Origin of the sequence: Brevundimonas sp. LjRoot202 (assembly GCF_964253355.1) — a bacterium.
GTDB lineage: Bacteria > Pseudomonadota > Alphaproteobacteria > Caulobacterales > Caulobacteraceae > Brevundimonas.
Genome location: NZ_CAXUQW020000002.1, coordinates 52962 through 79689 on the forward strand (window position 1 = coordinate 52962; position 26728 = coordinate 79689).

The following is a 26728-nucleotide window of genomic DNA, read 5'->3' on the forward strand; positions in this document are numbered from 1 at the left end:
CTTGGGGAGAGGAACGCTCAGTCCTCGGCCACGAAATCCTGCGCGAACTCGGGCGAGTCCTCCTCGCCCGGCAGCAAGGGCGCATCGTCCTCGTCCGACGCCCGCGACGGGTCCGGCACCTCGAACCCCACGGGGATCGACAGGTCCAGCAGCCCGGCCGCCTTCATCTCCTGCACCCCCGGCAGGTCGTAGAGGCTCGACAGGCTGAAATGCTCTAGGAACTTGTCCGCCGTCGCGTAGGTCACCGGCCGCCCCGGCGTCCGCCGCCGGCCCTTCAGCCGTACGAAGCCCATCTCCAGCAACAGGTCCAGCGTGCCCTTGGACAGCGACACCCCCCGCACGCTCTCGATCTCGGCCCGGGTGCAGGGCTGGTGGTAGGCGATGATCGCCAGGGTCTCGAGCGCCGCCTTCGACAGCCGCCGCGGCTCCTCGCGCTCCTCTGTCATCATGAACGACAGGTCCGCCGCCGTGCGGAAGCGCCAGCGATCGGCCACGCACTCCAGCTCGACCCCCCGCCCCTGATACCGCTCGCGAAGCGCCGAGATGGCCCCGCCGACGTCCGCCCCCTCGGGCAGCCGCCGCGCGATCTCCGCCGCCGACAGCGGGCCGGCGGCCGCGAACAGCAGGGCCTCGACCCGGCGCTCGATCTCCAGATGATCGGGGGCGAACTGGATCACGGCGTCAGCTCCAGCACCTGCCCGCGTCCGCGTCGCTTCAGGTACAGCTCGGCGAAGGCCTCGGCCTGTTTGACGTCCATGGCCCCCTCCTTGACCAGCTCCAGGCTGGCCGACAGCGTCGAGGCGGTGAAGCTGGCCTGCGACGGCCCCTCCGCCCCGTGCTTCTCGGGCGCCACCCGCTCGAGCGGCGTCCATTCCTCAAGCCGGGGCAGGATGTCGCGCAGCCAGTCCCGCGCCGCTTCAAGCCCGAAGGCCTCGACCCGCTGGCCGGGATTGTAGCGCCGCTGCTCCTCGCGCCGCCGCTGCGTCACATAGGCGGCCATCAGCTCGTACAGACTGGCGTCGATCCGGTCGGACGGGATGATGACCAGCGCCTCGGGGTCGCCGCGCGTGAACACGTCGCGCTTCAGCCGGGGCCGGGCGGTGATCGCCTCCACCGCCTTGCGCATCGCCTCCAGCTTCTGCAGCCGGAACGCCAGCGCCGCCGCCATCTCCTCGGCCGGCATCTCCTCGCCGGCTTTCTCGGTGCGCGGCAAGAGCAGGCGCGACTTCAGATAGGCCAGCCACGAAGCCATCACGAGATAGTCGGCCGCCAGCGCGAAATTCCGCCGCCGCGCCTCGTGCACGAAGGCCAGATACTGTTCGGCCAACTTCGTGATCGACAGCTTCAGCAGATCGACCTTCTGAGTCCGCGCCAGCGCGAGCAGCACGTGCAGCGGGCCCTCATAGCCCTCAAGATCGACCACGAAGGCGTCGTGCTCGTCCGCCTGCTCGACCGCGGCGAAATCCAGATTGGGCTGAAAGGCGTCGGTCATGCCTGACGCTCCCCGACATCCGGCCCCTTCGCCGCGTCCAGCCGCCCGGCCATCAGCGCGTCGAAACGGTCGCGCGCCTCCATTGGGTCCAAGGGCTCGGGATCGCGAACGATCCGCGTCAGCGCCGCCTCCGCCCGCTTCGCCGTCCTGCCCTTCAGCTTGCCGGCTCCCTCGGCGACCTGCCGCATTTCCTTGAGGTCGCCATTGCAGTGAAGAACCACGTCGCAGCCGGCCTTCAGCGAGGCCTCAGTCCGCTCCCGCAATGAACCAGACAGCGCCTTCATCGACAGGTCGTCAGTCATGATCAGGCCGCTGAAACCCAGGTGCTCGCGCATCAGCCGCACCGCTTTTCGCGACGTCGTCGCCGGCCGCTTCGGGTCCACCGCGTCGAAGACCACATGCGCCGTCATCGCCAGCGGCATGTCCGACAGCGCCCGGAACGGCGCGAAGTCCCAGCCGTCCAGCGTCTTCAGGTCGGCATGCACCACCGGCAGGTCGTGATGGCTGTCCGCGAAGGCCCGGCCGTGCCCCGGCGCGTGCTTGACCACCGGCAGCACCCCGCCGGCCAGCAATCCCTCGGCCGCCGCCCGGCCCAACATCGTCACCGTCGCCGGATCGCGCCCATAGGCCCGGTCGCCGATGATGTCGTGGGCGCCCGGCACCGGCACGTCCAGCACCGGGGCGCAGTCGACGTTGATCCCCACCGATTTCAGGTCATGCGCCATCAGCCGCGCTCCCAGCCGCACCAGTTCGCGCGCCGCCAGCGGGTCGTTGGTCGCCTTCAGGAAGGCGTCGCCCGGCGGGTATTTCGGCCAGTGCGGCGGCCCCATCCGCTGGACCCGGCCGCCCTCCTGATCGATCAGCACCGGCGCCGCCGCGTCGCCGAGACAGTCGCGCATCTCGTCGGTCAGGGCGCGCAGCTGGTCTGGGCTGTCGACGTTGCGGCGGAACAGGATGAAGCCCCACGGCCGGACCTCGGCGAAGAACGCCTTCTCCGCCGCGGTCAGCCGATGCCCGCTGCAGCCGTAGATCGCCGCCGAGCGTGTCACCGAAGGATGCAGTCCCCGCCCGAGGCCCGGATAGCGCCGCACAGGGCCCTCGCCTGTTCCTGGCTGAGACCCGTGACGGTGGTGCGATAGACGGTCGAGCCGTTCGACGCCGTCACCTCCTGCACCCGGCGGCTGCCTCCCTCGGTGAGCTGGGGATAGCGGCCGACGACGGCGTTGTACTCGCGCTCGGCCAGGGTCGGGGTCGAGAAGGCGCCGATCTGGACGCCGGCGCTTCCACCGACCGGGGCTGGACTGGGTTCGGCCTTCTTGGCGGGCGGAGCGGTCGGGGCCGGAGCCGGAGCAGGGGCCGGGCGGGTCGGAGCGGGCAGCGGCGCTCCCTCGATCGGCGCCGGCGCGGGACGCGGGGCCACCTCTTCCGGCGGCGCCGTGAAGGTGGGGTCCGTCGTCGCGGCGGGCGCCTCGGAATAGACGTCGATGCCGGCGGTCGGATCGACCGGCTGGGCGTCGATGGGGACGCCGGCCTTCATCTCGCCGACGGGCGTGCCCACTGCGGGTGGCGCGTCTTCGGAGGCGCGAAGGCCGCCCCGGCTGTAATAGACCGCCACGGCGATGATCAGCACCAGCAGCACGACCGCCGAGATGATCAGCGTCCACGGCGGCCCCTTGCCGCCGCCTCCCCCGCCGCCCCGGCGCGGGTCGTAGCCCCCGCGGTTGAACGGCAGGTCGTCGTCGGTCGGCGGCGTATAGGCGCCCCGGTCGCGGCCCTGGTTCGGGCGATAGGGATCTTCGTGGGACATGGCCGCGCCTTCCGTCGTGCCGCGCGAATCGACGCGCGGAACAGACACTCTATCCCGGTCGGAGTCCTTTTTCAGGCCATCTCCATCATCCCGGGAAAGGGAAACGCCTAAAGGTCCAGCGCCAGATCCAGGCTGAACAGCTTCCTGTGCTCCTCGATCGCGTACCGGTCGGTCATGCCGGCGATGTAGTCGCACACCGCCCGCGCCCGCCGCGCCTCGTCCCAGTTCCCCGCCTTGCCCGACCACTCCGGCGGCAGGGTGCCCGGATCGGCCATGAACAGCTCGAACATCTCGCCCAGCAGCCGCCGCGCCTGGCTGCGCGTCCGGTTGACGCGATAGTGGCGATACATCCGCTCGAACAGGAACGACCGCAGCACCCCCAGATCGGCCAGCATGCCGTGCGAGAAGCCGACCAGCGGCCGCCCCGCCGTCCGCACGTCCTCGGTCGACCGCACGCCGGCCATCTCGATCCGCGCCTCCGTCTCGGCCAGCACGTCCTCGACCATGACCCCGATCATCCGGCGCACCGCCTCGATGCGGACCATGCGTTCGTCGATGTCCGGCCAGTCCTTGCGCACCCCGTGCAGCACCGGTCCGATCAGCGGCACCTCGGCGAGGTCCTCGAGTGTGAACAGCCCCGCCTGCACCCCGTCGTCGACGTCGTGGTTGTTGTAGGCGATGTCGTCCGCCAGCGCCGCCGCCTGCGCCTCCAGCGAGGCGAAACTGTCCAGCCGCAGGTCCCAGCCCGGCGCATAGTCGGCGATCGCCTTCCACGCCGGCTCCTCCAGCCGGTGCGACACCGGCCCGTTGTGCTTGACCACCCCCTCGACGGTCTCCCAGCTCAGGTTCAGCCCCTCGAACTGCGGGTAGCGATGCTCCAGCCGGGTCACCACGCGGAAGGTCTGGACGTTGTGGTCGAAGCCGCCCCACGGCTCCATCCGCGCCTGCAGCTCGTCCTCGCCCGAATGGCCGAACGGCGGATGCCCCAGGTCGTGCGCCAGCGCCACAGTCTCGGCCAGGTCGGTATCCAGCCGCAGGGCGTGGGCGATCGAGCGGGCGATCTGCGCCACCTCCAGCGAATGGGTCAGGCGGGTGCGGTAGTGGTCGCCTTCGTGCGCCACGAAGACCTGGGTCTTCTCCTTCAGGCGGCGGAAGGCGGTGGCGTGGATGATCCGGTCGCGGTCGCGGGCATAGGCGTTGCGGGTGCGGCTGATCGGCTCGGGCGTCAGCCGGCCGCGGCTGTGCTCGGGATATTCGGCATAGGCGGCGCGCTCGGGGATCAACGTCGGCTGCTCATTCGATGGCGGGCCTTTGCGATCGGCCCTGCGCGCCTCATATAGCCCCCTGTGAGCACCGTCCAATGAGCACTGATCTGGCCGCCCCCGCCTTCGAGATTTCGCCCCACGCCGGCGGGCATGGCCTGAGCCTGTCCGAAAGCGCCGCCCGGCGTCTGGCGAAACTGGCCGAGGCCGACGGTCATCCCGTCCTGCTCCGCGTCGCCGTCGACGGCGGCGGCTGCTCCGGCTTCCAGTACCGGTTCGAACTGGTCGAGGCCGCCGAGCCCGATGACCTGCGCATCGAGGCCGACGGCCAGGCGGCCCTCGTCGACCCGGTGTCCCTGCCCTTCCTCAAGGGCTCCGAGATCGCCTTCGTCGATGACCTGGCCGGCGCCCAGTTCGTGGTGCGCAATCCGAACGCGGCGTCGAGCTGCGGCTGCGGGGTCAGCTTCTCGATCTGAGGGCGGCGCCGGTCAGCGACTGGTCGAAGCGGCGGGTCGGGCAGGTGCGCGTCTCTCGCTGACAGGCACGCCGGGCCAATGCTGCAGCGGGCGATCGCCGAAGCCCAACCCTATCTCGCGGGGTTGAATGCAACTGTCCTGGTTCTCGGTGACGCACACGGCATAGACCACGCCCTCGATGCGCACTGAGGTCGGCCGGCCGTTCGCTCCGCGCTCGACCACGACGGGCTCGGCCCGGGTTCCGGGGGCGGTGCTGTCCTGTGCGTGAACCGCCCCCGCCGAGGCTGCGCCGGTCACGACCAGCGCCGTCAGGACGGCTTTCAGCTTACTCCGGATCAACATCATCGATCTCCTGGCAACGGTTCGGCTGATTGCGTGGTCGCGCCTCGGACCGCAGTTGCTTGCGTGAAGAAATTATCCTCTTCCGCGACCACGGTTCGTTCGGTGAACAGATCACCAGCGCCTTCGTTCCAGCGCGGCCGCCACGGGAGACGACACAAATGCTGGCTGCAAGTTCATGGGACGGCGATCATAATCCTGGCCGGCAAGCCCCTGTTCCTTCTGAACAAGCCGCCGCCTCAGTGTCCTGAACCCGCCATAGGGCGGCGCCCTGATCCCTTCCCCTCGCCCCGAAAGCGCTTGCACTTAGCCAAGTTCCTAATTAGCCTCTTCCCTATGAACACCCTGTTCAAGGCCCTGTCGCATCCGGTCCGCCGCCGCATCATCGAGATGCTGCGCAAGGGACCGATGGCGTCCGGCGACATCGCCGCCGCCTTCGACATGAGCTGGCCGACCATCACCGGCCACCTCAATGCGCTGAAGGAGGCGGGGCTGGTCTCGCCCGAGCGCGACGGGGCCTCGATCCGCTACCGGCTGGAAATCTCGGCGGTCGAGGAGGCCCTCGCCTTCCTGCTCGCCATGACCGGCGCCCGCGCCCCGGATCCCGACCCCACAGAGGAGACCCGTCCATGACCCGCCTGTCCGCCGCCGACATCGCCACCCTGGTCATCGGCCTGATCGTCGCCGCCGCGGGGATCGGCGTCATCCTGGCGGGCCCTCTCGAACTGATGCCGGTCCACTACGGCCTCGATGGCGAGGTCGACCGCTGGGGCGGCCGCGGCGAGGTCGGCGGACTGATCGCCGCCCTCGGCGTACTCATCGTCGTCATCGCCGGCGGCAACGGACTGGCGGCGGGCCGGACCGACGACCCCGCCCGCCGCCGCGCCTTGAGGATGGCTCAGCTGGTGTCGTTAATCGTCCTGCTCGGGGTCGCCCTGTTCGCCGGCGGCGCCAGCCTCGGCGGCGTCGTCTCCATCGCCGGCGGCCTGCCGATGGCCGGCTTCAGCCTGATCCTGCTCGCCGCCGGGGCCCTGCTCGGCCGCGTGGGACCCAATCCCTTCGTCGGCCTGCGCACGCCATGGACATACAAGAGCCGCCTGGCTTGGGACCGCAGCAATCGCCTGGCCGGCCGGCTGCTGTTCATGCTCGGCCTGTTCGGCCTCGCCGCCTCGGCCGTCGCGCCCCAGCCGGCGGGCCTGATGGTTCTCGGCGCTGGCCTGCTCATAGCCATGCTCTGGGCCGTCGTCGAAAGCTGGCGCGTCTGGCGCGCCGATCCCGACCGCCAACCCTTCTGACCCTGTCGCCAAGGAGTCCGCCATGCTGAGCCTGATCCTCGCCGCCGCCCTGCTGTCCGACCCGGTCGCCACCCCTGTGAGCCTCCCGTCCGAGCCCGCGCCGCTGCATGGGACGTTCCTGACGCCGGAGGCGCCGCGAGCGGCGGCTGTGATCCTGCCCGGCTCCGGCCCCACCGACCGCGACGGCGACAGCCCGCAGTTCGGCATCGTCGGCGGGACGTATCGCCGGCTGTCCGAAGGGTTGGCCGGACAGGGCGTCGCCACCATCCGCGTGGACAAGCGCGGCATCGGCGAAAGCGCGGCGGCGGGCCCGGCCGAGGCCGATTTGCGCTTCTTCGCCTACGCCGACGACGCCCGCGCCTGGGCGGCCGAGGCCGCGGCGCGGGCCGGACAGCCCTGCGCATGGCTGATCGGCCACAGCGAGGGCGCGCTGGTCGCCCTTGCCGCGATCGAGGGCGGGAACGACAAGGTCTGCGGCCTGGTCCTGCTGTCCGGGGCCGGCCGCCCCGCGCGGGTCGTGATCGAGGAACAGCTCGGGTCGCAACTGCCCGAGCCGATGCGCGCCCAGGCCTTCCACGCCCTGGCGGAGCTGGAGGCCGGCCGTCTCGTGGCCGATACCCCGCCGGCGCTCGCGGCGCTGCTGCGGCCATCGGTGCAGCCCTACCTGATCTCGTGGCTGGCGCTGGACCCGGCGGACCTGATCGCGTCCTGGGACGGCCCGGTCATGATCGGCCAGGGAACCACCGACCTGCAGACCACCGAGACCGACGCCCGCGCCCTGGCGACAGCCAGGCCCGACGCGAAGCTGGTGCTGTGGGACGGCGTCAACCACCTGCTGAAGCTCGCGCCCGCCGATCGCGCGGCCAACATCGCCACCTACGGCGACCCGGCCCTGCCGCTGGCGCCCGGCGTCGTTGACGACGTCGCCGGCTTCATCCTGCAGCCGCGCTAGGCCAGCGTCTCCTGGAACCGCACCGGCCGCCCGTGAGCGGATCCGATCAGGTCGCCGTCGCGCATCACCACCCGCCCGCGCACCAGGGTGGCCATCGGCCAGCCGGTCGCCTCGAAGCCGTCGAACGGGGTCCAGCCCGCCCGCGTCGCCATGTCCTCGTGCTTGATGACCCGCCTGGCCTTCAGGTCGACGAGGGTCAGGTCGGCGTCATAGCCCTCGGCCATCCGGCCCTTGCCGGCGATGCCGAACACCCGGTTGGCCCCGTGCGAAGTCAAGTCGATGAAACGATCGAGGCTCAGCCGCCCGTTGGCCACATGGGTCAGCATCACCGGCACCAGCGTCTGCACCCCGGGCATGCCCGACGGTGAAGCCGGATAGGGCCGGGCCTTCTCCTCCAGCGTATGCGGCGCGTGGTCGGAGCCGAGCACGTCGGCGACGCCCTGCTCGATGCCCCGCCACAGCCCGGCGATGTGGTAGTTGTTGCGGATCGGCGGATTCATCTGGGCGAGGCCCTTGAGCCGCTCATAGGCCTCGTCGCCGTCCAGCGTCAGGTGCTGCGGCGTCAGCTCCATCGTCGCCACGTCCTTGTGGTTCGCCAGGAACTCGACCTCCTCCGCCGTGGTCACGTGCAGCACGTGGATGCGCGCCCCGGTCTCCTTCGCCAGCCGCACCAGCCGGCGCGTGCTCATGATGGCGCTCTCGGGATCGCGCACCTCCGGATGGCTGGTCCAGTCGCCGGCGCGCGCCAGCGGGCGCCGGTCGGCCAACCGGTACTCGTCCTCGGAATGGAAGGTGGCGCGCCGCTTCACATGGCTCAGCACCTCGCGCACCCCGTCGTCGTCGGCGACCAGCAGGGTGCCGGTCGAGGCCCCCATGAACACCTTGACCCCGCAGCAGCCGGGCAGCCGCTCAAGCTCGCCGAGGTATTTCGCGTTCTCGTGCGTGCCGCCCATGTAGAAGGCGTGATCGGTCCACATCCGGTCCCGCGCCCTGGCCAGCTTGTCGGCCAGCGCCTCGGGGTCCGTGGTCGCCGGCTCCGTGTTCGGCATCTCGAATACGGCGGTGACCCCGCCCAGCGCCGCCGAGCGGCTGCCGGTCTCCAGATCTTCCTTCCACTCCAGCCCCGGCTCGCGGAAATGCACCTGGGTGTCGATCACCCCCGGCAGCACCGTCAGCCCCGCCGCGTCCACCGTCTCGCCCGCGCTGGCCTGCGACAGGTCGCCGATAAAGGCGATCTTGCCGTCGATCACGCCGACATCGGCCATGCCGCGTCCGGCGTGATTGGCCACCTCGCCGCCACGGACGATCAGGTCGTAATTCTGGGTCATGACCCGGCCCTATACGCGCTCCGCCAGCGCCTTGCGAGCCGCCTTCAGCACCCGCTCGGCCGGCAGGTCGTTCATGTGCTCGATGGCCTGGTCCAGCCGCGGATCGATCTTGCGGTATTCCTCCACCGAGCGCGGCCCGCGCACCGCCACCCCGCCCCACGGGCCCCGCTCGACCTCATCCGACGGTCCATAGGCGGCGACGACCGGGACGCCCGACGCCACGGCGAGGTCCGTCCACAATGAGTCTCCGCCGAGGTACAGCGCGCTGCGGCCCACCGCCGCGACCACCTGCAACGGGCTGAGCCGGCCGTGGAGTTCGATCGTGCGGCGCCGCGGCAGGGCCAGGCGGATGGTGTGGGCCGCGTCGCGGTCGGTCTCGTCGCCGACGATCAGCACCCGCCCGCCGGCCAGCGGGCCGCCTTCGCCCACCAGCGTTGAGGCCACCTTGGCGTAGCGCTCGGCGGGCCAGCGTCGGCCCATCCACGCCGCTCCGGGCCCGATGGCCAGCAGCGGTCCGTCGCCCGCGGGGAGGAGCGCCTCGACCGACGCCCGCGTGGCCTCGGACACGAACAGCCTCGGCCCCGGAATCTCGTCGAGTTGCAGCACCCGCGCCGCCAGTTCGACAGCGTGCACGCCCGGCTCCCGCTCGCCGCGCACCGCCCGCTTCTGGCGCTTGAGCTTGCCGGACAGGGCCGACCCCCTCATGTCGACCACCAGCCCCCAGTTGGTCCCCCGCACCTGGTTCCACAGGCCGATCCAGTCCAGCCGGCTCTCCTTCTCCAGCACGATCAGCCGGTCCAGCCGCGGAGTCTCGGCGAACAGCGGCGCACTGGCCGGCGATCCGACCACCGTGAAGCGCGCCATCGGCATGGCCTCGACCAGATACGCCAGCACGCCGGACGACAGCACCGCGTCCTGCGCGCCCGCCTCGGCGACATAGAGGATGGGGAACCGACCCGTCATGCCTGGACCGTATACGGATTCTCCCTTTCAATCAGCGTTTCACGGGGTGTGGTCCACAGGCGGTCGCGGCCCTATCTAGGCCGTATGACGACCCATATCGCCCGCCTCGACAGCCGCGCCCTGATCCGGGTCTCCGGCCCCGACGCCCGGCCCTTCCTGCACAACCTCCTGACCCAGGATGTCGATACGCTGGCCGAGGGCGACCTGCGCTTCGGCGCCCTGCTCTCCCCGCCGGGCCGGCTGCTCTTCGACCTGTTCCTGCGGGGCGAGGCGGACGGGGTGTTGCTGGACGTCGCCGCCGACCGCCGCGACGCCTTGCTGCAGCGGCTGGCCATGTACCGGCTCCGCGCCCAGGTGACGGTCGAGGCGGACGACGCACCGACTTTCGCCTGCTGGCCCGAGGTCTTGGAGGGATTCACCGCCGACCCGCGTGCGTCCGGCCTCGGCGGCCGGCGCTACGGCGGCGAGGACGAGACGAACGCCACCGAGGCCGATTACCAGCGTCATCGCCTCGCCGTCGGCGTGCCCGACCCGGCCGCGGACGCGCCGTCCGACAAGACCTATCCGATCGAGGCCAATTTCGACCTCCTCAACGGCATCGACTTCCAGAAGGGCTGTTTCGTCGGCCAGGAGACCACCTCCCGCATGAAGCGCCGCGGCAGCATCAAGAACCGCATGCTGCCGGTCACCTTCGACGGCCCGCCCCCGCCCTTCGGCGCCGAGGTGCTGAACGGGACCCTGCGCGCCGGCGAGGTGCTCGGCGGTCAGGCCGGCGCGGCCACGGCCCTGCTCCGGCTGGACCGGCTGGAGGGCGCGCTGTCGGTGGACGGGCGACCTGTCGAGGTGCGCTGGCCGGGGTGGATGGACCGTTCCTGATCCCGCGCCCATCATCCGGAGCCCACCCGCCCGGACCCGCCGCATGCCGTTGATCGACCTCAGCCACACCATCGAAGCCGGCATGATCACCTACAAGGGCCTGCCGGCGCCGTTGATCTGCGATCATCTGAGCCGCGAGGCGTCGCGGGCGAACTATGAGCCCGGCACGGAATTCCAGATCGGCCGGATCGAGATGGTCGGCAACACCGGCACCTATCTGGACACCCCCTTCCACCGCTACGCCGATGGCGAGGACCTGAGCCAGGTCGGCCTCGAACGGGTCGCCGGCCTGCCGGGCCTCGTCGTCCGCGCGCCGGACGTCCAGGCCATCGACGCTGACCGCTTCGCGGGCCGCGACCTGCGCGGCAGGGCGGTGCTGGTCCATACCGGCTGGGCCCGCCACTGGCGCACCGACGCCTATTTCGAGGACCACCCCTTCCTGACCGAAGCCGCCGCGGCCTTCCTCGTCGAGGCGGGCGCGGCGCTGGTCGGCATCGACTCGCACAACATCGACGACACCCGGACCCGGGCGCGGCCGGCGCACACCCGGCTGCTGGGCGCGGGCATTCCGATCTGCGAGCACATGCGGGGGCTGGAGCTGCTGCCCGACGACGGCTTCCGCTTCAGCGCCACCCCGCCGAAGGTGAAGGCGTTCGGGACGTTTCCGGTGCGGGCGTTCGCGGAGGTGGGGTGAAGGCCATGCGCAAACTGAGTTTGGAGCTGAACGGGAACGACGTCGACCAGTCGCCCCGCGCCCTTTTTGAGCAGCAGGTGATGAAAACGGGCAAGCCCCGCGTGATTACCTATGTCCCGGACGGACAAGCCGACCTGATCCAGCGGCTTTCGGTGCTGATGCCGGAGCCGTTCTACGTCCTGTATGTCCTTCACACGCCTAGAGGTGAAGGCGAGCCAGGACGGTATCAGAGCACGGAGCTTTCAAGGCGGGAGTTGGATCGTTTCCTGATCAAATACAGGTCGTTTTTCGCGGATGATGCGCGGCACGACCTGTGGGTCTATTCGCCAAACTCAGGTCGAACTCTGGTTTGGGACAGGCACAATATGCTGTTTGCCGAGGGGGAGTCGCTTGACGATGTGATCAGCGCGCTCTGTGAGCAGGGATTTGAGGAAGGCATCGTCCAGCCGCTCGCCAACCACTTCCATCATTATCGCCCTGAGTACGACGGAGAGGCGGCGAGCCTTTTGGCTGAATTCGACTGGTATAGGACGCCACTGCGGGCAGAGGACGAGCAATAACTCAAAAGCTCGCTGACGACTGATAACCTCGCGCCTGCGTCATTACCCTCAAACCGCTACCCTTCCCCCATGTCCGACTCACTCCACCGCTGCGCCTGGTGCGGGACCGATCCGCTGTATGTCGCCTATCACGACGAGGAATGGGGCGTGCCCGAGTACGATCCCCGCGCTCTGTGGGAGAAGCTGGTGCTGGACGGGTTCCAGGCCGGGCTGGCGTGGATCACCATCCTCAGGAAGCGCGAGGGCATGCGCGACGCCTTCGACGGCTTCGATCCGGAAAAGGTGGCCGCCTACGGCGAGGCCGATATCGAGCGGCTGCTGGGCGATGCGCGGATCATCCGCTCGCGGGCAAAGATCAACTCGGCGATCAAGGGCGCGCGGATCTGGCAGGAGATGCATGAGCAGGGCGAGGACTTCAGCGAGTGGCTGTGGTCGTTCGTCGGCGGGACGCCGATCCAGAACCACTGGCCCGACAGCGGCGCCCGGCCGGTGGCCACCCCGGAGTCCGAAGCCATGGCCAGGGCGCTGAAGAAGCGTGGCTTTACGTTCTGCGGGCCGGTGATTGTGTACGCCTTCATGCAGGCTGTGGGCATGGTCAACGATCACGGCGTCGAGTGCTTCCGTCACCGGCAGGTTCGTGCGATGGCCGACGGGTGAAGTCCCCGGCGAAGACACCTGCGAAGAAGAAGGCCGCCGCCAAGGCGCCGCGCGGCTTCCCGACGCTGGCGCTCGAGACGGTGCTGATCCAGTCCTGCGCCGGCCCCGTATGTGGCGTCGACGAGGCGGGGCGTGGTCCCTGGGCCGGACCCGTGGCCGCCGGCGCGGTGATCCTGAGCCCGGACGACCTGCCCGAGGGTATCGACGACTCCAAGGTGCTGACCGCCGAACGGCGCGAGGCGCTGGAGATCGAGATCAAGGCCCGCGCCGTCGCCTGGGGCGTCGGCTTCGCCTCGGTCGAGGAGATCGCCGAACTGAACATCCTGCACGCTACGGGCCTCGCCATGTGCCGCGCCATCGAGGCGATGGCGGTGCAGCCGGTCGCCGCGCTGGTCGACGGCAACTACCGCTTCAAACTGCCGTGCGACGTGCAGACGGTGGTCGGAGGCGATGGCCTGTCGCTATCGATCGCTGCGGCGTCGATTCTCGCCAAGACGGCGCGCGACCGGCTGATGATCGCCATGGACACCGAATACCCCGGCTACGGCTTCGCCTCCCACAAGGGCTACAACGCCCCGGTGCATCAGGCGGCGCTTGAGGCCCTCGGCCCCTGCCCGGCCCACCGCCGCGGCTGGGCTCCGATCCGGGCGCTGCTGGAAACCTAGATGTGCAGGGCGCCGCCCATCAGCGCGCCCGCCAACGCCGCGACAACGCCGCCGAGCACTACGGTCAGCCACCCCGGAATCCCGTCGGCCATGTCCGAAAAGGCCGGTTCCCGCCGGGGCGCGACATCGTTGGCGACATGGCTGTCGAAGCGCGCGGCCGTCGGCGGCCTCCAGGCGACAGGCTCAAAGGCGTCGACCGCCCGGCCGTAGGCGTGATGGGCCTGGAGGCGGCGCGAGGGGGTGATGGTCATCTGTTCCATGCCCGACACAACGGTCGGGACTCGCTCGCGTTCCGTGCGCCCGCGCTCACGCCGCGTCGGCCAGATTCACGCGCCGGTCGCTGACCACGAACAGGTATTCCACGTTGCGCAGCCGCCCCACGGCGCCGACCTTTTCGCCCTTCGGATTGTGGATGCCGATGCGGGCGCCGACGTAACGTGGCCGGGCGATCTCGATGACCTGCACCTCGCCTCGCGTCGACAGCATCTCGACCAGTTGGTCGCGACCCAGATAGCCCTCGTCGTTGAACGAGACGATCAGGTTCGGAGCCTTCACCCCCTCGATCACCGCCTTTAGCGCAGGGGCGATGCCGGGGCGGCTGTTGAAGGCGCTCTTCCTCGTGCGCACATCGATCCGCTTGTTGGCGATCCCGTAGGTCTCCGGCTTGTCCCACAGCACCAGGCTCTCCCAGCAATGGTAGTTGCCGAGGTAGGAATGCTGGTTGTAGGGCGGGTCCAGATAGACGAGGTCGGCCTCTACCTGCGGGGCCAGCTCGACAGCGTCGGCCCGGGTCGCCTTGCACGCTCCGGTCGCCACGCCCGGAAGCACGTCCGGCAGGCGCAGCTCCAGCGGCTTCAGCGCCCGGCTGGCCCAGGATTTCATATAAGCCATCTGCAGCCCGGCCGTGGAATCGACCCGGTCCGCCGCCTCCATCAGGCTGACCAGGGCGATGGCCTCCAGCTCGGGCTCCAGCTCCATGGCCGCAATGCGGTCGCGCATGGCGTCGATCCGCGCCCCGTTCTCCGGCGTGAAATAGCGGGCGTCCTCGCAGAAGGTCTTCGTGAACCAGCCCGCGTCAGGCGTCACCGCCCGCAGTTCCGCCAGCACGCCTTCGGCCCGTCCCAGCCAGCGCTCCCGGTCCGCCTGCACATAGGCCGTGGCCAGAACATGGGCGTAGGCGTTGTGGTCGTTCGACCAGACCCGGAAGCCCTGTTTCTTCAAGGCATGACCGACCCGCGCAGTGCCCGAAAACAGGTCGCAGACGGTCCCGCCGTCCGGGAGCGCCGCCGCCACCGCCGCCGTCACATGGCCCAGCAAGGCGCGCTTGGAGCCGATGTATTTGATCATGCCGACCCTTTTGGAACGACGCTCCGGGTCAGCCCTTGCGACCGCCCCTGCTGGGAGCATGGGCCAGGCGCAGCAGATTCGCAGCCCCCGGGGCGCCGAAGGGCGTGCCGGCCAGGATCAGGACGCGCTGGCCCGCCTCGGCGAGACCGTACTCCACGGCGCTGGCGACGGCGTCCTCGGTGACGTCCTCCAGCGAGGCCGGCTCCTTGCCCAGCCGGTTCTCCAGCCCCCAGACCAGCGACAGCCGTCGAGCCGTGTCGGGATTGGGGGTCAGGGCCAGGATGGGCTGCAGGGGCCGCTCGCGCGCCATCCGCCGCGCCGTCCCGCCCAAGGTGGTGAAGACCACGATGCAGGCCGTCGACTGGGCCTCCGCCGCCTTGCGGGCGGCGGCGACGAGCGCGTCGGCGTCGATGTCGTCCATGCCGGCGTGTTCGGCGTCCATCAGGCTGGGCCAGATGGGGTCGCGCTCCACCCGCTCGATGATGCGGTTCATGATGCCGACCGACTCCAGCGGATAGTCGCCCGACGCCGTCTCGGCCGACAACATCAGGGCGTCGGCGCCCTCATAGACGGCGTTGGCGACATCCGACGCCTCCGCCCGCGTCGGGGCGGGGGCGGAGGTCATCGACTCCAGCATCTGGGTCGCCACGATCACCGGCACGCCGCGCTGACGGGCGGCTCGGATGATCTGCTTCTGGACCACCGGCACCTCTTCGGGGTCCAGCTCGACGCCCAGGTCGCCGCGCGCCACCATCACCCCGTCGCAGTAGTCGAGGATGTTCTCCAACTGGCTCAGGGCCTGCGGCTTTTCGATCTTGGCCAGGCAGGCGGCCCGGCCCTTCACGATCTGCTTCAGCTCGGCCATGTCCTCGGCCTTCTGCACGAAGCTGAGCGCCACCCAGTCGACGCCGACGCGCAGGGCGAAGGCGAGATCCTCGCGATCCTTGGGGGTCAGGGCCGAAACCGGCACCACCGCCTCGGGCACGGCCACGCCCTTGCGATCCGACAGTTTCGAGCCGCTCTCGACCGTCACGTCGGCCCACTCGTCCGACCGCTCGCCGACCCGCAGCCGCACCCGGCCGTCGTCGAGCAGCAGCAGCATGCCGGTGCGCAGCGCCTTGAAGATCTCCGGGTGCGGCATCTGCACCCGGGTCTCGTCGCCCGGCGAGGGGTCGAGGTCGAAGCGCATCTTGTGGCCCGGCTTCACATCGATCTCGACGTCGGCGAACCGCCCCAACCGCAGCTTCGGGCCCTGCAGGTCGGCCAGCACCCCCAGCGGCCGCTTCAGCGCCAGCTCGGCCCCACGCACCGCCTTGAGCGCCGCCGCGTGGTCGTCATGCGAGCCGTGACTGAAGTTCAGGCGGAACACGTCGACTCCGGCCTGGGCCAGGGCCTTGACCGTGCCGGGGGCCCGGCTGGCGGGTCCCAGGGTCGCGACGATGCGGGCGCGCCGGGCTCTTTTCATCGAATATCCATACCGCCTGAAAGGGGAAGGCCTCCCTTGTGCCCATGAAAGCGCGCCCGGTTAAGGTCGGTTCGCCGCCGGAAACACGAAGTTATGCGCACGGTCGTCACCTGAACGTCCGGAATGTCACCGAATAGCGCAGCCGCTCACCTGGCGCGATGCTGTGCTGCCAGTCCCGGCGCGCCGGTCCGTCCAGCAGATAGGCCGAGCGCGGCTCCAGCGGCAGCGACGCCCGCCGCCAGCCGACGCCCTCCCGGCGGCGCAGTCTCAGCACCGCCGGAGACACCAGCGACAGACCGATCACCTTGTCGAACTCCGGCCGGTCGCAGTGCCAGCCGATCCCTGCGCCGGGCGCGTATTCGGTGACCATCGCGTGCTCAATCACGGCGGGATTCACGCCCGCGAAATCCGCCGCCGCCCGCCGCGCGGCGCCGAGAAACGCCGGCATCGGCTCCGCGTCCTTCAGCCTCGCGGCGCTGAAATCGTAGCGCCACCCGAACGACACCACCCGGCGATTGCCCTTGAAGCCATGGAAGTCGAAGGCCTCGAACGGCAGGTCGGCGAACGCCTCCACCAGCCGGTCCGCCTCGGGCGCGGAGATCACATCCCCTGCGTAGCGCAGCCCGTCCGGCAGCGCGGGCGGGGCGTCGAACAGGCTCAGTTGCACGCGGGCCATCCGCCTCAAACGCGCCGACGCCTGTTTGGCTCGGCCGTGGTGCGAGCGGCGGGGGTCGAACCCGCATGACCGAAGTCGAGGGATTTTAAGTCCCTTGCGTCTACCAGTTTCGCCACGCTCGCGGCCTTGGCTGTCTAGCAGGGTGCGTACCCGGCGGCCATGCGGCCCGGGCTCAGTGCGCCGCCGCCTCCGCCGGCCGCATGGCGCGGAAGTCCACGTCCGAGTCGGCAATCAGCCAGACCAGCGCGGCCCAGGCGGCGACGTTCTGGTCCAGCTGTTCCGGGTCGATCTTGTCCAGGGTGTCGTCCGCCGTGTGGTGCAGGTCGAAGTAGCGCGTCCCGTCCTGGTTCAGGCCGAACACCGGAACGCCGGCTCCGGCCAGCGGACCGATGTCGGCGCCGCCGTGCAGTTCCGGCTGCGGCGAGGCCAGTACGCCGATCGGGTACAGGACGCGCGCCGCGGCCCGGGCGAAATCGGAATCCTGGGCGCCGGGCGGCAGGCCGAGGGCGTAGACCCGGTCGGCGCCGAAATCGCTCTCGCCGGCGATTACATGGTCCTCGACCGCATCGCCGATGCCGCGGAGATAGGCGCCGCCGCCATTGCCGGTGTCGGTCGGCTGAGCCACTTCCTCCGAGCCGTACAGCACCACGCGGACGGTTCGCGCCGGACGGCGTCCGCTCTCGGCGATGGCCTTGGCCGCAGCCAGGGTGATGGCCCCGCCGGCGCCGTCGTCGATCGCCCCGGTGCCGAGGTCCCAGCTGTCCATGTGCGAGCCCAGCACGATGACTTCCTCCGGCCGCGAGCGCCCGACGATGTCGCCGACGACGTTCTGCGACACGGTCTCGTAGGTGTGGGCCGTCGAGGAGAGCCGCAGCGTCACCGTCTCGCCCATCTCGATCAGCCGCGACAGCTGGTCCGCGTCCGGCGCGCTGAGCGCGAAGCCCGGCACGGGCACCCGGCCGTCGACATAGCGGGTGGTGCCGGTGTGCGGCATGCGGTGCTCGTCCGAGCCGACCGAGCGCATGATGAAGGCCGCCGCCCCCTTGGCAGCCGCCGCGCCGGGGCCAGCGCCCCGGATGCGGGTCAGCGGGCCGTAGCCGGCGCCGCTCTGCATCCGCACCATCTGGCCGGCGTCGACATAGGCGATCTTGCCCGCCAGCGACCCGGCCGGCGCCGCGTTGAGGTCTTCCAGCGTCTCGAACCGCACCACCTCGGCCTCGATCACGCCGTCGGTGCCGGGCGAATGACCCAGCGCCGCCGCGACCAACCGCTGGGGTCGCGCGCCGACGATGGCGACGCTCTCCTCGCCCCGCTCCCAGCCGACCAGTGGGAACTCCTCGATGCGGACGTTCTGGAATCCTTGCGCCCGCATGTAGTCGGCGGCCCAGGCCGAGGCGTCTTGCTCGGCCTTCGACCCCGCCGGCCGCGCGCCGAAGCGGGTGGTCAGCTGGGTGACGTAGTCCATGGCGATGTTCCGCTCCATGGCCGCGTCACGGATCGCGCCGGCCCGCTCGATGGTGGCGGCGTCCTGGGCCGTCGCCGGCACGGCGACGAGGGTCAGCGCCAGGGCGCTGGCGGCGAGAAGTCGGGCGGACAGGGACATCGGCGGCTCCGGGGACTCAGAAGGAACCCGAACCTAGACCGCGCACGCCGTAGGGAGAAGCGATCGGCGCCGGAGTTTTGTCAGCAGCTGCATAAGCCGGCCTGTTCCTTTTGATATGGCCCGGCCAGGCCCCGCGGCGCCCGGGACGGCCGGAGATGAAACCGTCGCCCGGCTCATTCGCTCTGAGATCATGCGCGCCGTCCTTCTCGCCCTGTGCCTCGCCGCCTGCGGCCCCGCCGCCCCGCCTCCGGCCGCGCAGCGGCCCGCTCTGCCGCCGCCCGCCGCGGCCCCGGCTCCCGCCGACATCCGTGGGGAATGGCGGCTGACAGCGATGAACGGCCGCCCGGCCCCGGCGCCCGACGATACGGACTCGATGCACCCGATCCTGATGACGGTGGGCGACTTCACCCTCCGCGCCCGCTCCCAGTGCGTAGCCTTCTGGCGGCGCTATGCGTGGGAAGGGGATCGCCTTGTCGTCACACAGGCCAATCCCGGAGCGATGTGCGCCCGCGGTCTCTCGACGTGGGAAACGGAGTTCAGCCGCACCCTGTCGGCGGTGACCCGGGCCGAACGCCGTAACGGAAACCTGCGGCTGACTGGTCCCGAGGCCAGCCTGACCTTCGAGGCCGCGCCGCCCCTCCCGCGGCACGACATCACCGGCCGCTGGCGGCTGCAATTTTTCCACGGCGCTGCGCCGCCCGCCGGCGAGGAGCCGATCGAGATCACGATCACCGACGGGCGGATCGACGCCAACGCCTGCGTCTTCTCTGGCTGGCGCTATCGGCGGGATGGAACGCTGATGGAGGTGACCCCGGCCGACGGCGCGGTCTGCGAGCGCATGACAAGCCCGTTCGAGCAGCGCTTTGGGGCGTTCATGGACCGCGTGACCCGCGCCACAATCATTCAGGACGGGTCGTTGATCCTGGACAGCGCGGCCGAACAGGTCGAGTTCGACAGGGTCGGGTGAGGCTCACTCGCCCTTGATGTAGGGCTCGACCGGTCCCTGCAGCTTAACCGTCAGCGCCTTGCCGCGACGATCGACGCGGTTGCCGACGGCGAGGCGGACCCAGCTTTCCGAGACGCAGTATTCCTCGACATTGGTCTTGTCCTCGCCCTTGAAGCGGACGCCGATGCCCTTCGCCAGCAGGTCGGCGTCGTGGAACGGGCTGTCGGGGTCGACGGACAGGCGGTCGGGAAGGTCGGTCATGGTGAAGCGCTCGGCGAAGGACAGGTCGCGGGCTTTAGCCGAGGACGGCGTCCACTCCAAGAGAGCTTGACCTGACCTCGCGTCAATCGGCTAGGTTAGTTGTGAATAGCTACGGACCCCTGATGAGCGACCCAGTCATCCGCGACTTCAGCGCCCCCGCCGCTGACGGCTATCCGCTGTCGATGCGCCTGATCTCGGCCGAACGGCCGACCGTCGCTGTGCTGATCAGTTCCGGCACCGGCTTCCCCAAGGGCTTCTACGACCGGTTCGCCCGTCATCTGGCGGCCAGGGGCGCGGCAGTGCTGACCTATGACTTCCGCGGCATCGCCGGATCGCGGCCGGACGACCTGGCCGCCATGCGGATGGACTATCCTGACTGGGGCCGCCTCGACATGCCCGCCGCGCTCGACGCCCTGATCGAGGCAGCCCCGGACGTGCCGGTCGCCCACGTCGGCCATAGCGTCGGCGGCCATTTCCTCGGCTTCATGGCCAATCAGGACCGTATCGCCCGCCACGCCTTCGTCTCGGTGGGCAGCGGCTACTGGGGTCGGCACCACCGCTCCTACAACCCGCTCGAGTTGTTCTTCTGGTTCGGCTACGGCCCGTGGAGTCTGTTCCGGCGCGGCTACATCAAGGGCGGCGGCCTGTGGGCGGGAACGGACCTGCCGCGCGGCGTCTGGGAGACCTGGCGGCGCTGGTGCCTGAAGCAGGCCTATTTCCGCGACGAGCTGAAGGACCGGCTGCGACCGCACCATTTCGAGGCGGTGACGGCCCCGATCCGCTCGTGGATCTTCACCGACGACCCGATCGCCACTCCGGTCACCTCTCCGATCCTGCTGGATGTCTATCCCAATGCGCCGCGCGAAGTAGTGGTCCGCGCGCCCGCCGACTACGGGGTCGCCCGCATCGGTCACGAGGGCGCCTTCCGGCGGGGCATGGAAGCGTTGTGGGACGAGATGTTCGACTGGCTGGTTGAACCGGCGCCGGGGCGGCCTAGGTAAGCGGACCCTTCGGAGCCCGCCATGACCGACCAGCCCGCCATCACCGTCGACGGCCACGCCATTCCCCTGCTCGGCTTCGGCACCTGGATGCTCGAGCCGGACGACGCCCGTCGCATGGTCGCCGAGGCCCTGCGCATCGGCTACCGCCATATCGACACGGCGTGGATCTATCGCAACGAGGCGGCGGTGGGCGACGGCATCCGTGACGCCATCGAGGCCGGCCACGTCGTTCGCGACGACATCTGGCTGACCACCAAGATCTGGGTCGATCACTTCCACCGTGACGCCCTGCTGGAGCAGGCTGGAGAATCCGCCGCCAGCCTCGGCTTCACCCCCGACCTGCTGCTGCTGCACTGGCCGAAGAAAAAGCCCGCGTTCGAAGAAACCCTCGGCGCCCTGAACGGGGCGAAGGACAAGGGTCTGACCAGGACCATCGGCCTGTCCAACTTCCCCTCGGCCGAGTTCCGCCAGGCCCAGGCGCTGTCGAAGGCGAAATTGGTCACCAACCAGGTCGAATACCACCCCTACCTGAAGCTTGCGCAGTTGCTGGAGACCGCCCGGGCGCTCGGTTCCTCGATCACCGCCTGGTCGCCGCTGGCCCAGGGCAAGATCGCGGACGATCCCACCCTGATCGAGATCGGCCGCGCGCATGGCAAGTCGGCCGGTCAGGTCACATTGCGCTGGCTGATCCAGCAGGACGTCGTCGCCATCCCGCGCACGACGAAGGTCAGCCGCGCCGAGGAAAGCTTCGATATCTTCGATTTCGCGCTGTCGGCTGAAGAGATGGATCGCATCCACGCCCTGGCCCGGCCGGACGGCCGCCTTGGCGACTGGATTGATCCCGCCTTCCAATGGGATCAAGAATGGGCGTGAGGCGTCCCGGCCAGAGGACGTCCACCGCGCGCTCGGGCGAACGATAGCCGGTAGCGCCAGAAGGGAGTGACGCCGATGGGTTCGGTGCTGAGCTTCCCCGGCGTCGATCCGCTGGATGCGGCGGTCGGCGCGAGACTGAAGCGATGGCGCGAGGCGCGCGGCATGGCGCTTGATGACCTCGCCCCCGTGCTGCACATGTCGCCCGAGCAGGCCCGGCGGGTCGAGGCGGGCCGCGGCCATCTGACCTCCGCCCAGCTCGGCGCCGCCACCAGCGCCCTTCGCCTGCCGCTTTGGGCCCTCGTCTCCGACACGCGGGCCTATTGATGGATGGATCGCGCGCGGCGCTGGTCTGGCGCGCGGCCTTCGCCCTGACCGGCTGGGCGGCGCTGGCGCTGCAATACAGGCTGATGCTCGTCGGGAATCCCGAAATGAGCCCGGCCGAGCTGACGCTGAACTTCTTCAGCTTCTTCACCATCCTGACCAACGGGCTGGTCGCCGCGGCCCTGACCCTGCCGGTTGTCGGCGCCGGAACCCGGCTCGGCCGCTGGGCCGGATCGGAGGGAGTACGCGCGGGCGTGACCCTGTACGCGGTCGTCGTCGGCCTCGTGTATCACTTCCTGCTGCACGCCACCTGGAACCCGCAGGGCTGGGACCTCGTGGCCAACATCGCGCTGCACTACGTCATGCCGGCCGCCATCCTGTTCGACTGGCTGCTGTTCACCCCCAAGGGCCGGCTGCGCTGGATCGACGCGCCGAAATGGCTGGCCTTCCCGCTGATCTACGGCGGCTGGACACTGGTCCACGGCTACGCGGCCGGCTGGTGGCCCTACTGGTTCATCAATGTCGACGAGCTCGGCGTGGCCGGCGCCGCGCTCAACTTCTCGGGCCTGCTGGTCTTCTTCCTGTGCGCGGGGCTGATGGTCGTGGCCGTCGACCGCACCCTCGGACGGCGTGACAGGAGCGCCGCAGCCGCATAAGCGTCGGCGCATGGCCTACAAATCCCTGCGTGACTTCATCGCCCTTCTGGAAGCCGAGGGCGAACTGGTGCGGGTCTCCGAACCGGTCTCCACCCAACTCGAGATGACCGAGATCCAGACGCGGCTGCTCAGGAACGGCGGGCCCGCGGTGATCTTCGAAAAGCCGGTCATGCCCGACGGCTCGATCAGTCCCATCCCCTGCCTCGCCAACCTGTTCGGCACGGTGAAGCGGGTCGCCATGGGCGTCACGCTCGACAAGAAGAGCCGGACCACCGCCGCCGAACTGCGCGAGGTCGGCGAACTGCTGGCCTTCCTGCGCAACCCGACTCCGCCGCGCGGTCTCGGTGACGCCATGGAGATGCTGCCGCTGGCCCAGAGCGTCATGTCGATGCGGCCCAAGGTGGTGAAGTCCGCGCCCGTCCAGCAGATGGTGCTCAAGGGCGACCAGATCGACCTGACCTCCCTGCCCGTTCAGGGCTGCTGGCCCGGCGAGCCCGCGCCCCTGATCACCTGGGGCCTGGTCGTCACCAAGGGGCCGTCCGAGTCGGCCGAGGACGACTTCAACCTGGGCATCTACCGCATGCAGGTGCTGGGCAAGGACAAGGCCATCATGCGCTGGCTGGCCCATCGCGGCGGGGCCCAGCACTACGCCCGGCACAAGAAGGCCGGCAAGCGCGAGCCCCTGCCCTGCGCCGTCGTGCTGGGCGCCGATCCGGGCACCATCCTGGCGGCGGTGACGCCGGTGCCCGACACCCTGAGCGAATACCAGTTCGCGGGCCTGCTGCGCGGGGCCAAGGCCGAGCTGGTTGTCTGCAAGACCGTGCCGCTGATGGTGCCGGCCCAGGCCGAGATCGTGCTGGAGGGCCACGTCCTGCTCGACGAATTCGAGGATGAGGGGCCCTATGGCGACCACACCGGCTACTACAATTCGGTCGAGAAATTCCCGGTCTTCCAGGTCAGCGCCATCACCATGCGCAAGGATCCGATCTACCTGACCACCTTCACCGGCCGCCCGCCGGACGAGCCCTCCGTGCTCGGTGAAGCCCTGAACGAGGTCTTCATCCCCCTGCTGCGCGCCCAGTTTCCCGAGATCACCGACTTCTGGCTGCCGCCCGAGGGCTGTTCCTACCGCATCGCCGTGGTGTCGATGAAGAAGGCCTACCCCGGGCACGCCAAGCGGGTGATGCTCGGCGTCTGGAGCTATCTGCGCCAGTTCATGTACACCAAATGGGTGATCGTCGTGGACGACGACATCGACGCCCGCGACTGGAAACAGGTCATGTGGGCCATCTCGACCAAGATGGACCCTGCGCGCGACATCACCCTGATCGAGAACACCCCGATCGATTACCTCGACTTCGCGTCGCCGGACAGCGGCCTGGGCTCCAAGATCGGCCTCGACGCCACCGACAAATGGTCGCCCGAGACCAAGCGCGAATGGGGCGAAGAGATCCGCATGGACGAGGCTGTGGTCGACCGGGTCTCGGAGATGTGGAACCGGCTGGGCTTGCCGGGCGACGGGACGCCGATCTGGAAGCAACCGGTGTGACGGCAGGGCCGCGACTCGCCCGAATGTGTTCAAAAAGCGCTTTTCAGATGACGAGGCTGTAATCTACCATGCGGGTTCGCGTCCTCCCGGAGACCCTCATGAAACGCACCCTCGTCACGGCCCTCGCGCTCGCCATCGCCATGCCGGTCATCACCCTGCCCGTGGCCGCCGACGCCCAGGTCCTGACGGGGCGGGGCTCGCCTCGCCGTTCCCCTCCGCCCCGTCCGGCCCTCAGCGAGGCCGAGGAGGATCGCCTGTTCGAAGCCGAGAGCATGGTGTTCGAGATCGACACCCAGATCGCCGACATCCAGGCCGCTGCGGAAGCACAGGGCGGGCTGACCGAGGCCCAGCAAAACCAGCTCAACGAGCTGAACCGCCGCCGCACGGACGTCCAGCGGACCGTCGACCGGCTCGAGGCCAAGCGGAACCGCTAGGCCTCAGACCCGGTAAAGCGCCGCCAGCCGTTCGGCCGTCCGGCGCATCTCGACCCTCAGGGCCGGCGGAGCCAGCACCTCGGCCTCGGCGCCCAGCCGCATAAAGTCGATCGCGGCGTGCTCGACCGACTCGATCGGCACGACGACCTCGGCCCAGCCATCACCGGGGGCCGCATCGACGGCCGCCGCGATCCGGGACTGCTCCACCCCCAGCCGGGCCAGCCGTCTCAGCCCCTCATGCGACAGTCGCAGGGTCGCCTGGCCGGTGAAGATCTCCGTCTCGAACCGCCGCGAAGTCTCTGTCCACCAGCCCGCCAGGTCGAAGGTCTCCGGCCGCTCAAAGGCCAGGTCGCTGACGGTCAGGTCGAGAATGTTGGCGACGCGATAGGTGCGCGGCTCGCGCCCGTGTCCGTCCGCCGGCCGCGCCGCGAGATACCAAAGCCCGGCCTTGAGGATCAGGCCCAGCGGCTCGAGCTCGCGGCGCACCTCGCCTTTCCAGCTCTCGTAGCGCACCGAGATGCGCCGGCTGTTCCACACCGCCTGGGCGATGGCCGGCAGGCGCCCGGCCTCGTCCGGGTTCTGATACCAGCCGACCGGATCGAGATGGAATCGCCCGGCCAGCCGCTCCGCCGCCGCCTGCCGTTCGGGCGGCAGGGCCGCGAGCAGCTTCAGTTGCATGGTGGTCACCGCCCCCGAGAAGCCCATCTGCGCCGCCGGTCCCGACAGGCCGCCGAGGAACAGCGTCTCGGCTTCCGCATCGGTCAATCCGGTCAGCCGGGTGCGGTAGCCGTCCAGCAGCTGAAATCCGCCCGATCGGCCGCGGTCGGCGTAGACAGGCGCCCCCGCCGCGCTCAGCTGGTCGATGTCGCGGTAGATGGTGCGCACCGATACCTCGAACTCGGCCGCGAGCGCCTCGGCCGTCATCCGCCCCCGGGTCTGGAGCAGCAGCAGGATGGAGAGCAGTCGGCTGGCGCGCATTTTTCGACTGTAGCCGATAAATGCTGACAACAGGTGTCAGTTTACAGGGCCTATTCCCTTCGCATCGCCTCACGAGAAGGAAACCGCCATGTCCGCCGTCCCCGTCGACGCCCTGCCCGAAATCCACGACTTCGACTTCCTCTTCGGCCGCTGGACAGTCGCCCACCGGCGTCTCAAGGCCCGCGGCGTAGGCAGCCAGGACTGGGATGCGTTTCCCGCCACCGCCTCCTGCGAGCCCCGCCTCGGCGGTCTCGTCAACGTCGACGAGATCGACAGTCCGACCCGCGGCTGGACGGGCATGTCGGTGCGCACCCTCGACGTCGAAACGCGCGAGTGGTCGGTCTACTGGATCAGCAGCCTGAACGGCCGGCTCCAGCCGCCGGTCCGGGGCCGTTTCAACGCCGACGGCTGCGTGCTGGAGGGCCCCGACAGCGATGACGACCGCCCCATCATCGCCCGCTACATCTGGTCCGACATCACCCCCGACAGCGCCCGCTGGACCCAGGCCTTCTCCTACGACGACGGCGCGACCTGGGAGACCAACTGGGTGATGGATTTCACGCGGGCGGCGGCATGATCGTCGAACTGCGCCAGTACACGCTCCATCCCGGCAGGCGGGACGACCTGATCGACCTGTTCGAGCGCGAGTTCGTCGAGAGCCAGGAAGCGGTCGGCATGACCCTGATCGGCCAATTCCGCGACCTCGACGACCCCGACCGCTTCGTCTGGCTCCGCGGCTTTCCCGACATGGAGGCCCGAAGCCGCTCGCTGGAGGCCTTTTACGGGGGGTCGGTCTGGCAGGCCCATCGCGACGCCGCCAACGAGACGATGATCGATTCCGACGACGTTCTGCTGCTGAAACCGCTGGACGGGGCGCCGGGCTTCACCCTCGGCGAGCGGGAATCGCGCGGCGCGTCCGGTCCGGGCGCGGGCCGGATCATCGCCGGCGTCCACACCCTGAACGGACCTGACGATCCCCTGCCGGGACGGTTCCGGCGTGAGGTCATCCCGTCCTTGCGGGACGCCGGTGCGGCCTCCATCGCCGTGCTGGTCACCGACAGCAGCCCGAACACCTTTCCCCGGTTGCCAGTGCGTGAGGCCGAGCAGGTGCTGGTCTGGTTCGCCCTCTTCGCCGATCCGGACGCGGCCGACGCGGCGCGCCACCTCTTCCCGGAGCAATCGATCCAGCGCCTGCGCCTGGAAGCCACCGCGCGGTCGCGCCTGCATGGCTGATGCTGATTGCTGGTGACGC

The 26728-nt window shown here is 69.8% G+C and carries 33 protein-coding genes and 1 tRNA gene; 18 read left to right on the forward strand and 16 right to left on the reverse strand.

The window, feature by feature from the left end; all coding sequences use genetic code 11:
- Positions 1 to 17: 17 nt before the first annotated feature.
- The 5 genes from scpB to ACSQ1L_RS05110 all read right to left on the reverse strand — a co-directional run bounded on the left by scpB (position 18) and on the right by ACSQ1L_RS05110 (position 4582).
- Positions 18 to 674, reverse strand: coding sequence for an SMC-Scp complex subunit ScpB (scpB, locus tag ACSQ1L_RS05090; protein WP_435993647.1), 657 nt, complete (start codon positions 672 to 674; stop codon positions 18 to 20).
- Positions 674 to 1492, reverse strand: coding sequence for a segregation and condensation protein A (locus ACSQ1L_RS05095; RefSeq protein ID WP_435992601.1), 819 nt, complete (start codon positions 1490 to 1492; stop codon positions 674 to 676). Before ACSQ1L_RS05095 ends, scpB begins: the two co-directional genes overlap by 1 nt.
- The gene (nagZ, locus tag ACSQ1L_RS05100; protein ID WP_435992603.1) at positions 1489 to 2541 is read right to left on the reverse strand and encodes a beta-N-acetylhexosaminidase; all 1053 of its coding nucleotides are present in this window, start codon (positions 2539 to 2541) and stop codon (positions 1489 to 1491) included. Before nagZ ends, ACSQ1L_RS05095 begins: the two co-directional genes overlap by 4 nt.
- Positions 2538 to 3299, reverse strand: a complete 762-nt coding sequence (locus tag ACSQ1L_RS05105; protein ID WP_435992605.1) for an SPOR domain-containing protein — start codon at positions 3297 to 3299, stop codon at positions 2538 to 2540. The genes nagZ and ACSQ1L_RS05105 overlap by 4 nt, the downstream gene beginning before the upstream one ends.
- A 107-nt stretch (positions 3300 to 3406) precedes the next feature.
- Positions 3407 to 4582 carry a deoxyguanosinetriphosphate triphosphohydrolase gene (locus ACSQ1L_RS05110; RefSeq protein ID WP_435992607.1) on the reverse strand — a complete coding sequence of 392 codons (1176 nt, stop codon included), beginning with the start codon at positions 4580 to 4582 and terminating at the stop codon, positions 3407 to 3409.
- Between the two features lie 77 nt (positions 4583 to 4659).
- Here ACSQ1L_RS05110 and erpA point away from each other — a divergent pair, with 77 nt between their 5' ends.
- On the forward strand, positions 4660 to 5037 hold the full coding sequence (gene erpA, locus ACSQ1L_RS05115; RefSeq protein ID WP_435992609.1) for an iron-sulfur cluster insertion protein ErpA: 378 nt from the start codon (positions 4660 to 4662) through the stop codon (positions 5035 to 5037).
- A 12-nt stretch (positions 5038 to 5049) separates the two neighbouring features.
- On the opposite strand, the gene ACSQ1L_RS05120 is transcribed toward erpA, so the two are convergent.
- Positions 5050 to 5379: a hypothetical protein gene (locus tag ACSQ1L_RS05120; protein ID WP_435992611.1), complete on the reverse strand. Its 330-nt coding sequence runs from the start codon at positions 5377 to 5379 to the stop codon at positions 5050 to 5052.
- Between the two features lie 333 nt (positions 5380 to 5712).
- On the opposite strand from ACSQ1L_RS05120, the gene ACSQ1L_RS05125 reads away from it, so the two are divergent.
- Genes ACSQ1L_RS05125 through ACSQ1L_RS05135 form a run of 3 tightly spaced genes read left to right on the forward strand, consistent with a single transcriptional unit; the run spans position 5713 to position 7623 of the window.
- A complete protein-coding gene (locus ACSQ1L_RS05125) occupies positions 5713 to 6009 on the forward strand; it encodes a metalloregulator ArsR/SmtB family transcription factor (protein ID WP_435992613.1) in 297 nt (98 codons plus the stop codon).
- A complete protein-coding gene (locus ACSQ1L_RS05130; RefSeq protein ID WP_435992615.1) occupies positions 6006 to 6671 on the forward strand; it encodes an SdpI family protein in 666 nt (221 codons plus the stop codon). Before ACSQ1L_RS05125 ends, ACSQ1L_RS05130 begins: the two co-directional genes overlap by 4 nt.
- A 22-nt stretch (positions 6672 to 6693) precedes the next feature.
- Positions 6694 to 7623 carry an alpha/beta hydrolase gene (locus ACSQ1L_RS05135; RefSeq protein ID WP_435992617.1) on the forward strand — a complete coding sequence of 310 codons (930 nt, stop codon included), beginning with the start codon at positions 6694 to 6696 and terminating at the stop codon, positions 7621 to 7623.
- On the opposite strand, the gene ACSQ1L_RS05140 is transcribed toward ACSQ1L_RS05135, so the two are convergent.
- Together ACSQ1L_RS05140 and ACSQ1L_RS05145 are read right to left on the reverse strand one after the other, a co-directional pair.
- On the reverse strand, positions 7620 to 8951 hold the full coding sequence (locus ACSQ1L_RS05140) for a dihydroorotase (protein WP_435992619.1): 1332 nt from the start codon (positions 8949 to 8951) through the stop codon (positions 7620 to 7622). The two genes, ACSQ1L_RS05135 and ACSQ1L_RS05140, sit on opposite strands and share 4 nt — an antisense overlap.
- Before the next feature lie 9 nt (positions 8952 to 8960).
- On the reverse strand, positions 8961 to 9914 hold the full coding sequence (locus tag ACSQ1L_RS05145; protein ID WP_435992621.1) for a glycosyltransferase family 9 protein: 954 nt from the start codon (positions 9912 to 9914) through the stop codon (positions 8961 to 8963).
- A gap of 84 nt (positions 9915 to 9998) precedes the next feature.
- On the opposite strand from ACSQ1L_RS05145, the gene ygfZ reads away from it, so the two are divergent.
- The 5 genes from ygfZ (at position 9999) to ACSQ1L_RS05170 (ending at position 13366) form a co-directional block, all read left to right on the forward strand.
- Positions 9999 to 10790: a CAF17-like 4Fe-4S cluster assembly/insertion protein YgfZ gene (ygfZ, locus tag ACSQ1L_RS05150; protein WP_435992623.1), complete on the forward strand. Its 792-nt coding sequence runs from the start codon at positions 9999 to 10001 to the stop codon at positions 10788 to 10790.
- A gap of 43 nt (positions 10791 to 10833) precedes the next feature.
- A complete protein-coding gene (locus ACSQ1L_RS05155; RefSeq protein ID WP_435992625.1) occupies positions 10834 to 11484 on the forward strand; it encodes a cyclase family protein in 651 nt (216 codons plus the stop codon).
- Positions 11485 to 11489: 5 nt separating this feature from the next.
- Positions 11490 to 12044, forward strand: a complete 555-nt coding sequence (locus tag ACSQ1L_RS05160; RefSeq protein WP_435992627.1) for a hypothetical protein — start codon at positions 11490 to 11492, stop codon at positions 12042 to 12044.
- 69 nt (positions 12045 to 12113) lie between these two features.
- Positions 12114 to 12701 (forward strand): DNA-3-methyladenine glycosylase I, encoded by a 588-nt coding sequence (locus ACSQ1L_RS05165; RefSeq protein WP_435992628.1) that lies wholly within the window; start codon positions 12114 to 12116, stop codon positions 12699 to 12701.
- Between the two features lie 65 nt (positions 12702 to 12766).
- Entirely contained in the window at positions 12767 to 13366 is a 600-nt protein-coding gene (locus ACSQ1L_RS05170) for a ribonuclease HII (protein WP_435993649.1), read from the forward strand.
- Here the strand turns inward: ACSQ1L_RS05170 and ACSQ1L_RS05175 are convergent.
- From ACSQ1L_RS05175 to ACSQ1L_RS05200, 6 genes are all read right to left on the reverse strand, one after another.
- Positions 13363 to 13617, reverse strand: coding sequence for a hypothetical protein (locus ACSQ1L_RS05175; RefSeq protein ID WP_435992630.1), 255 nt, complete (start codon positions 13615 to 13617; stop codon positions 13363 to 13365). The two genes, ACSQ1L_RS05170 and ACSQ1L_RS05175, sit on opposite strands and share 4 nt — an antisense overlap.
- A gap of 55 nt (positions 13618 to 13672) precedes the next feature.
- A complete protein-coding gene (locus ACSQ1L_RS05180) occupies positions 13673 to 14713 on the reverse strand; it encodes a DNA adenine methylase (RefSeq protein ID WP_435992632.1) in 1041 nt (346 codons plus the stop codon).
- 28 nt (positions 14714 to 14741) lie between these two features.
- On the reverse strand, positions 14742 to 16178 hold the full coding sequence (gene pyk / locus ACSQ1L_RS05185) for a pyruvate kinase (protein ID WP_435992634.1): 1437 nt from the start codon (positions 16176 to 16178) through the stop codon (positions 14742 to 14744).
- A 106-nt stretch (positions 16179 to 16284) separates the two neighbouring features.
- Positions 16285 to 16854, reverse strand: a complete 570-nt coding sequence (locus tag ACSQ1L_RS05190) for an alpha-ketoglutarate-dependent dioxygenase AlkB (protein ID WP_435992636.1) — start codon at positions 16852 to 16854, stop codon at positions 16285 to 16287.
- 37 nt (positions 16855 to 16891) lie between these two features.
- A tRNA-Leu gene (locus ACSQ1L_RS05195) sits at positions 16892 to 16976 on the reverse strand.
- Positions 16977 to 17026: 50 nt separating this feature from the next.
- Positions 17027 to 18457, reverse strand: coding sequence for a M20/M25/M40 family metallo-hydrolase (locus ACSQ1L_RS05200; protein ID WP_435992638.1), 1431 nt, complete (start codon positions 18455 to 18457; stop codon positions 17027 to 17029).
- A gap of 190 nt (positions 18458 to 18647) precedes the next feature.
- Here ACSQ1L_RS05200 and ACSQ1L_RS05205 point away from each other — a divergent pair, with 190 nt between their 5' ends.
- The gene (locus tag ACSQ1L_RS05205; RefSeq protein WP_435992640.1) at positions 18648 to 19424 is read left to right on the forward strand and encodes an META domain-containing protein; all 777 of its coding nucleotides are present in this window, start codon (positions 18648 to 18650) and stop codon (positions 19422 to 19424) included.
- Positions 19425 to 19427: 3 nt separating this feature from the next.
- Here ACSQ1L_RS05205 and ACSQ1L_RS05210 read toward each other — a convergent pair whose 3' ends face one another.
- Positions 19428 to 19664 carry a DUF3297 family protein gene (locus ACSQ1L_RS05210; protein ID WP_168044841.1) on the reverse strand — a complete coding sequence of 79 codons (237 nt, stop codon included), beginning with the start codon at positions 19662 to 19664 and terminating at the stop codon, positions 19428 to 19430.
- A 122-nt stretch (positions 19665 to 19786) separates the two neighbouring features.
- On the opposite strand from ACSQ1L_RS05210, the gene ACSQ1L_RS05215 reads away from it, so the two are divergent.
- The 6 genes from ACSQ1L_RS05215 to ACSQ1L_RS05240 all read left to right on the forward strand — a co-directional run bounded on the left by ACSQ1L_RS05215 (position 19787) and on the right by ACSQ1L_RS05240 (position 24498).
- Entirely contained in the window at positions 19787 to 20665 is an 879-nt protein-coding gene (locus ACSQ1L_RS05215) for an alpha/beta hydrolase family protein (protein WP_435992642.1), read from the forward strand.
- Positions 20666 to 20686: 21 nt separating this feature from the next.
- The gene (locus tag ACSQ1L_RS05220) at positions 20687 to 21538 is read left to right on the forward strand and encodes an aldo/keto reductase (RefSeq protein ID WP_435992644.1); all 852 of its coding nucleotides are present in this window, start codon (positions 20687 to 20689) and stop codon (positions 21536 to 21538) included.
- A 75-nt stretch (positions 21539 to 21613) separates the two neighbouring features.
- Positions 21614 to 21862 (forward strand): helix-turn-helix domain-containing protein, encoded by a 249-nt coding sequence (locus ACSQ1L_RS05225; RefSeq protein ID WP_435992646.1) that lies wholly within the window; start codon positions 21614 to 21616, stop codon positions 21860 to 21862.
- Positions 21862 to 22515, forward strand: a complete 654-nt coding sequence (locus ACSQ1L_RS05230; protein ID WP_435992648.1) for a Pr6Pr family membrane protein — start codon at positions 21862 to 21864, stop codon at positions 22513 to 22515. Before ACSQ1L_RS05225 ends, ACSQ1L_RS05230 begins: the two co-directional genes overlap by 1 nt.
- Before the next feature lie 10 nt (positions 22516 to 22525).
- On the forward strand, positions 22526 to 24064 hold the full coding sequence (locus tag ACSQ1L_RS05235) for a UbiD family decarboxylase (RefSeq protein ID WP_435992650.1): 1539 nt from the start codon (positions 22526 to 22528) through the stop codon (positions 24062 to 24064).
- Positions 24065 to 24162: 98 nt separating this feature from the next.
- Complete coding sequence (locus ACSQ1L_RS05240) at positions 24163 to 24498, forward strand: hypothetical protein (RefSeq protein WP_435992652.1); 336 nt, start codon at positions 24163 to 24165, stop codon at positions 24496 to 24498.
- A gap of 3 nt (positions 24499 to 24501) precedes the next feature.
- Here the strand turns inward: ACSQ1L_RS05240 and ACSQ1L_RS05245 are convergent, their stop codons facing one another.
- Entirely contained in the window at positions 24502 to 25476 is a 975-nt protein-coding gene (locus ACSQ1L_RS05245; RefSeq protein ID WP_435992654.1) for a helix-turn-helix transcriptional regulator, read from the reverse strand.
- An 88-nt stretch (positions 25477 to 25564) separates the two neighbouring features.
- On the opposite strand from ACSQ1L_RS05245, the gene ACSQ1L_RS05250 reads away from it, so the two are divergent.
- Both ACSQ1L_RS05250 and ACSQ1L_RS05255 read left to right on the forward strand, forming a co-directional pair.
- Positions 25565 to 26053, forward strand: coding sequence for a DUF1579 domain-containing protein (locus tag ACSQ1L_RS05250; protein ID WP_435992656.1), 489 nt, complete (start codon positions 25565 to 25567; stop codon positions 26051 to 26053).
- Positions 26050 to 26709 carry an NIPSNAP family protein gene (locus ACSQ1L_RS05255; RefSeq protein WP_435992658.1) on the forward strand — a complete coding sequence of 220 codons (660 nt, stop codon included), beginning with the start codon at positions 26050 to 26052 and terminating at the stop codon, positions 26707 to 26709. Before ACSQ1L_RS05250 ends, ACSQ1L_RS05255 begins: the two co-directional genes overlap by 4 nt.
- Positions 26710 to 26728: the final 19 nt, after the last annotated feature.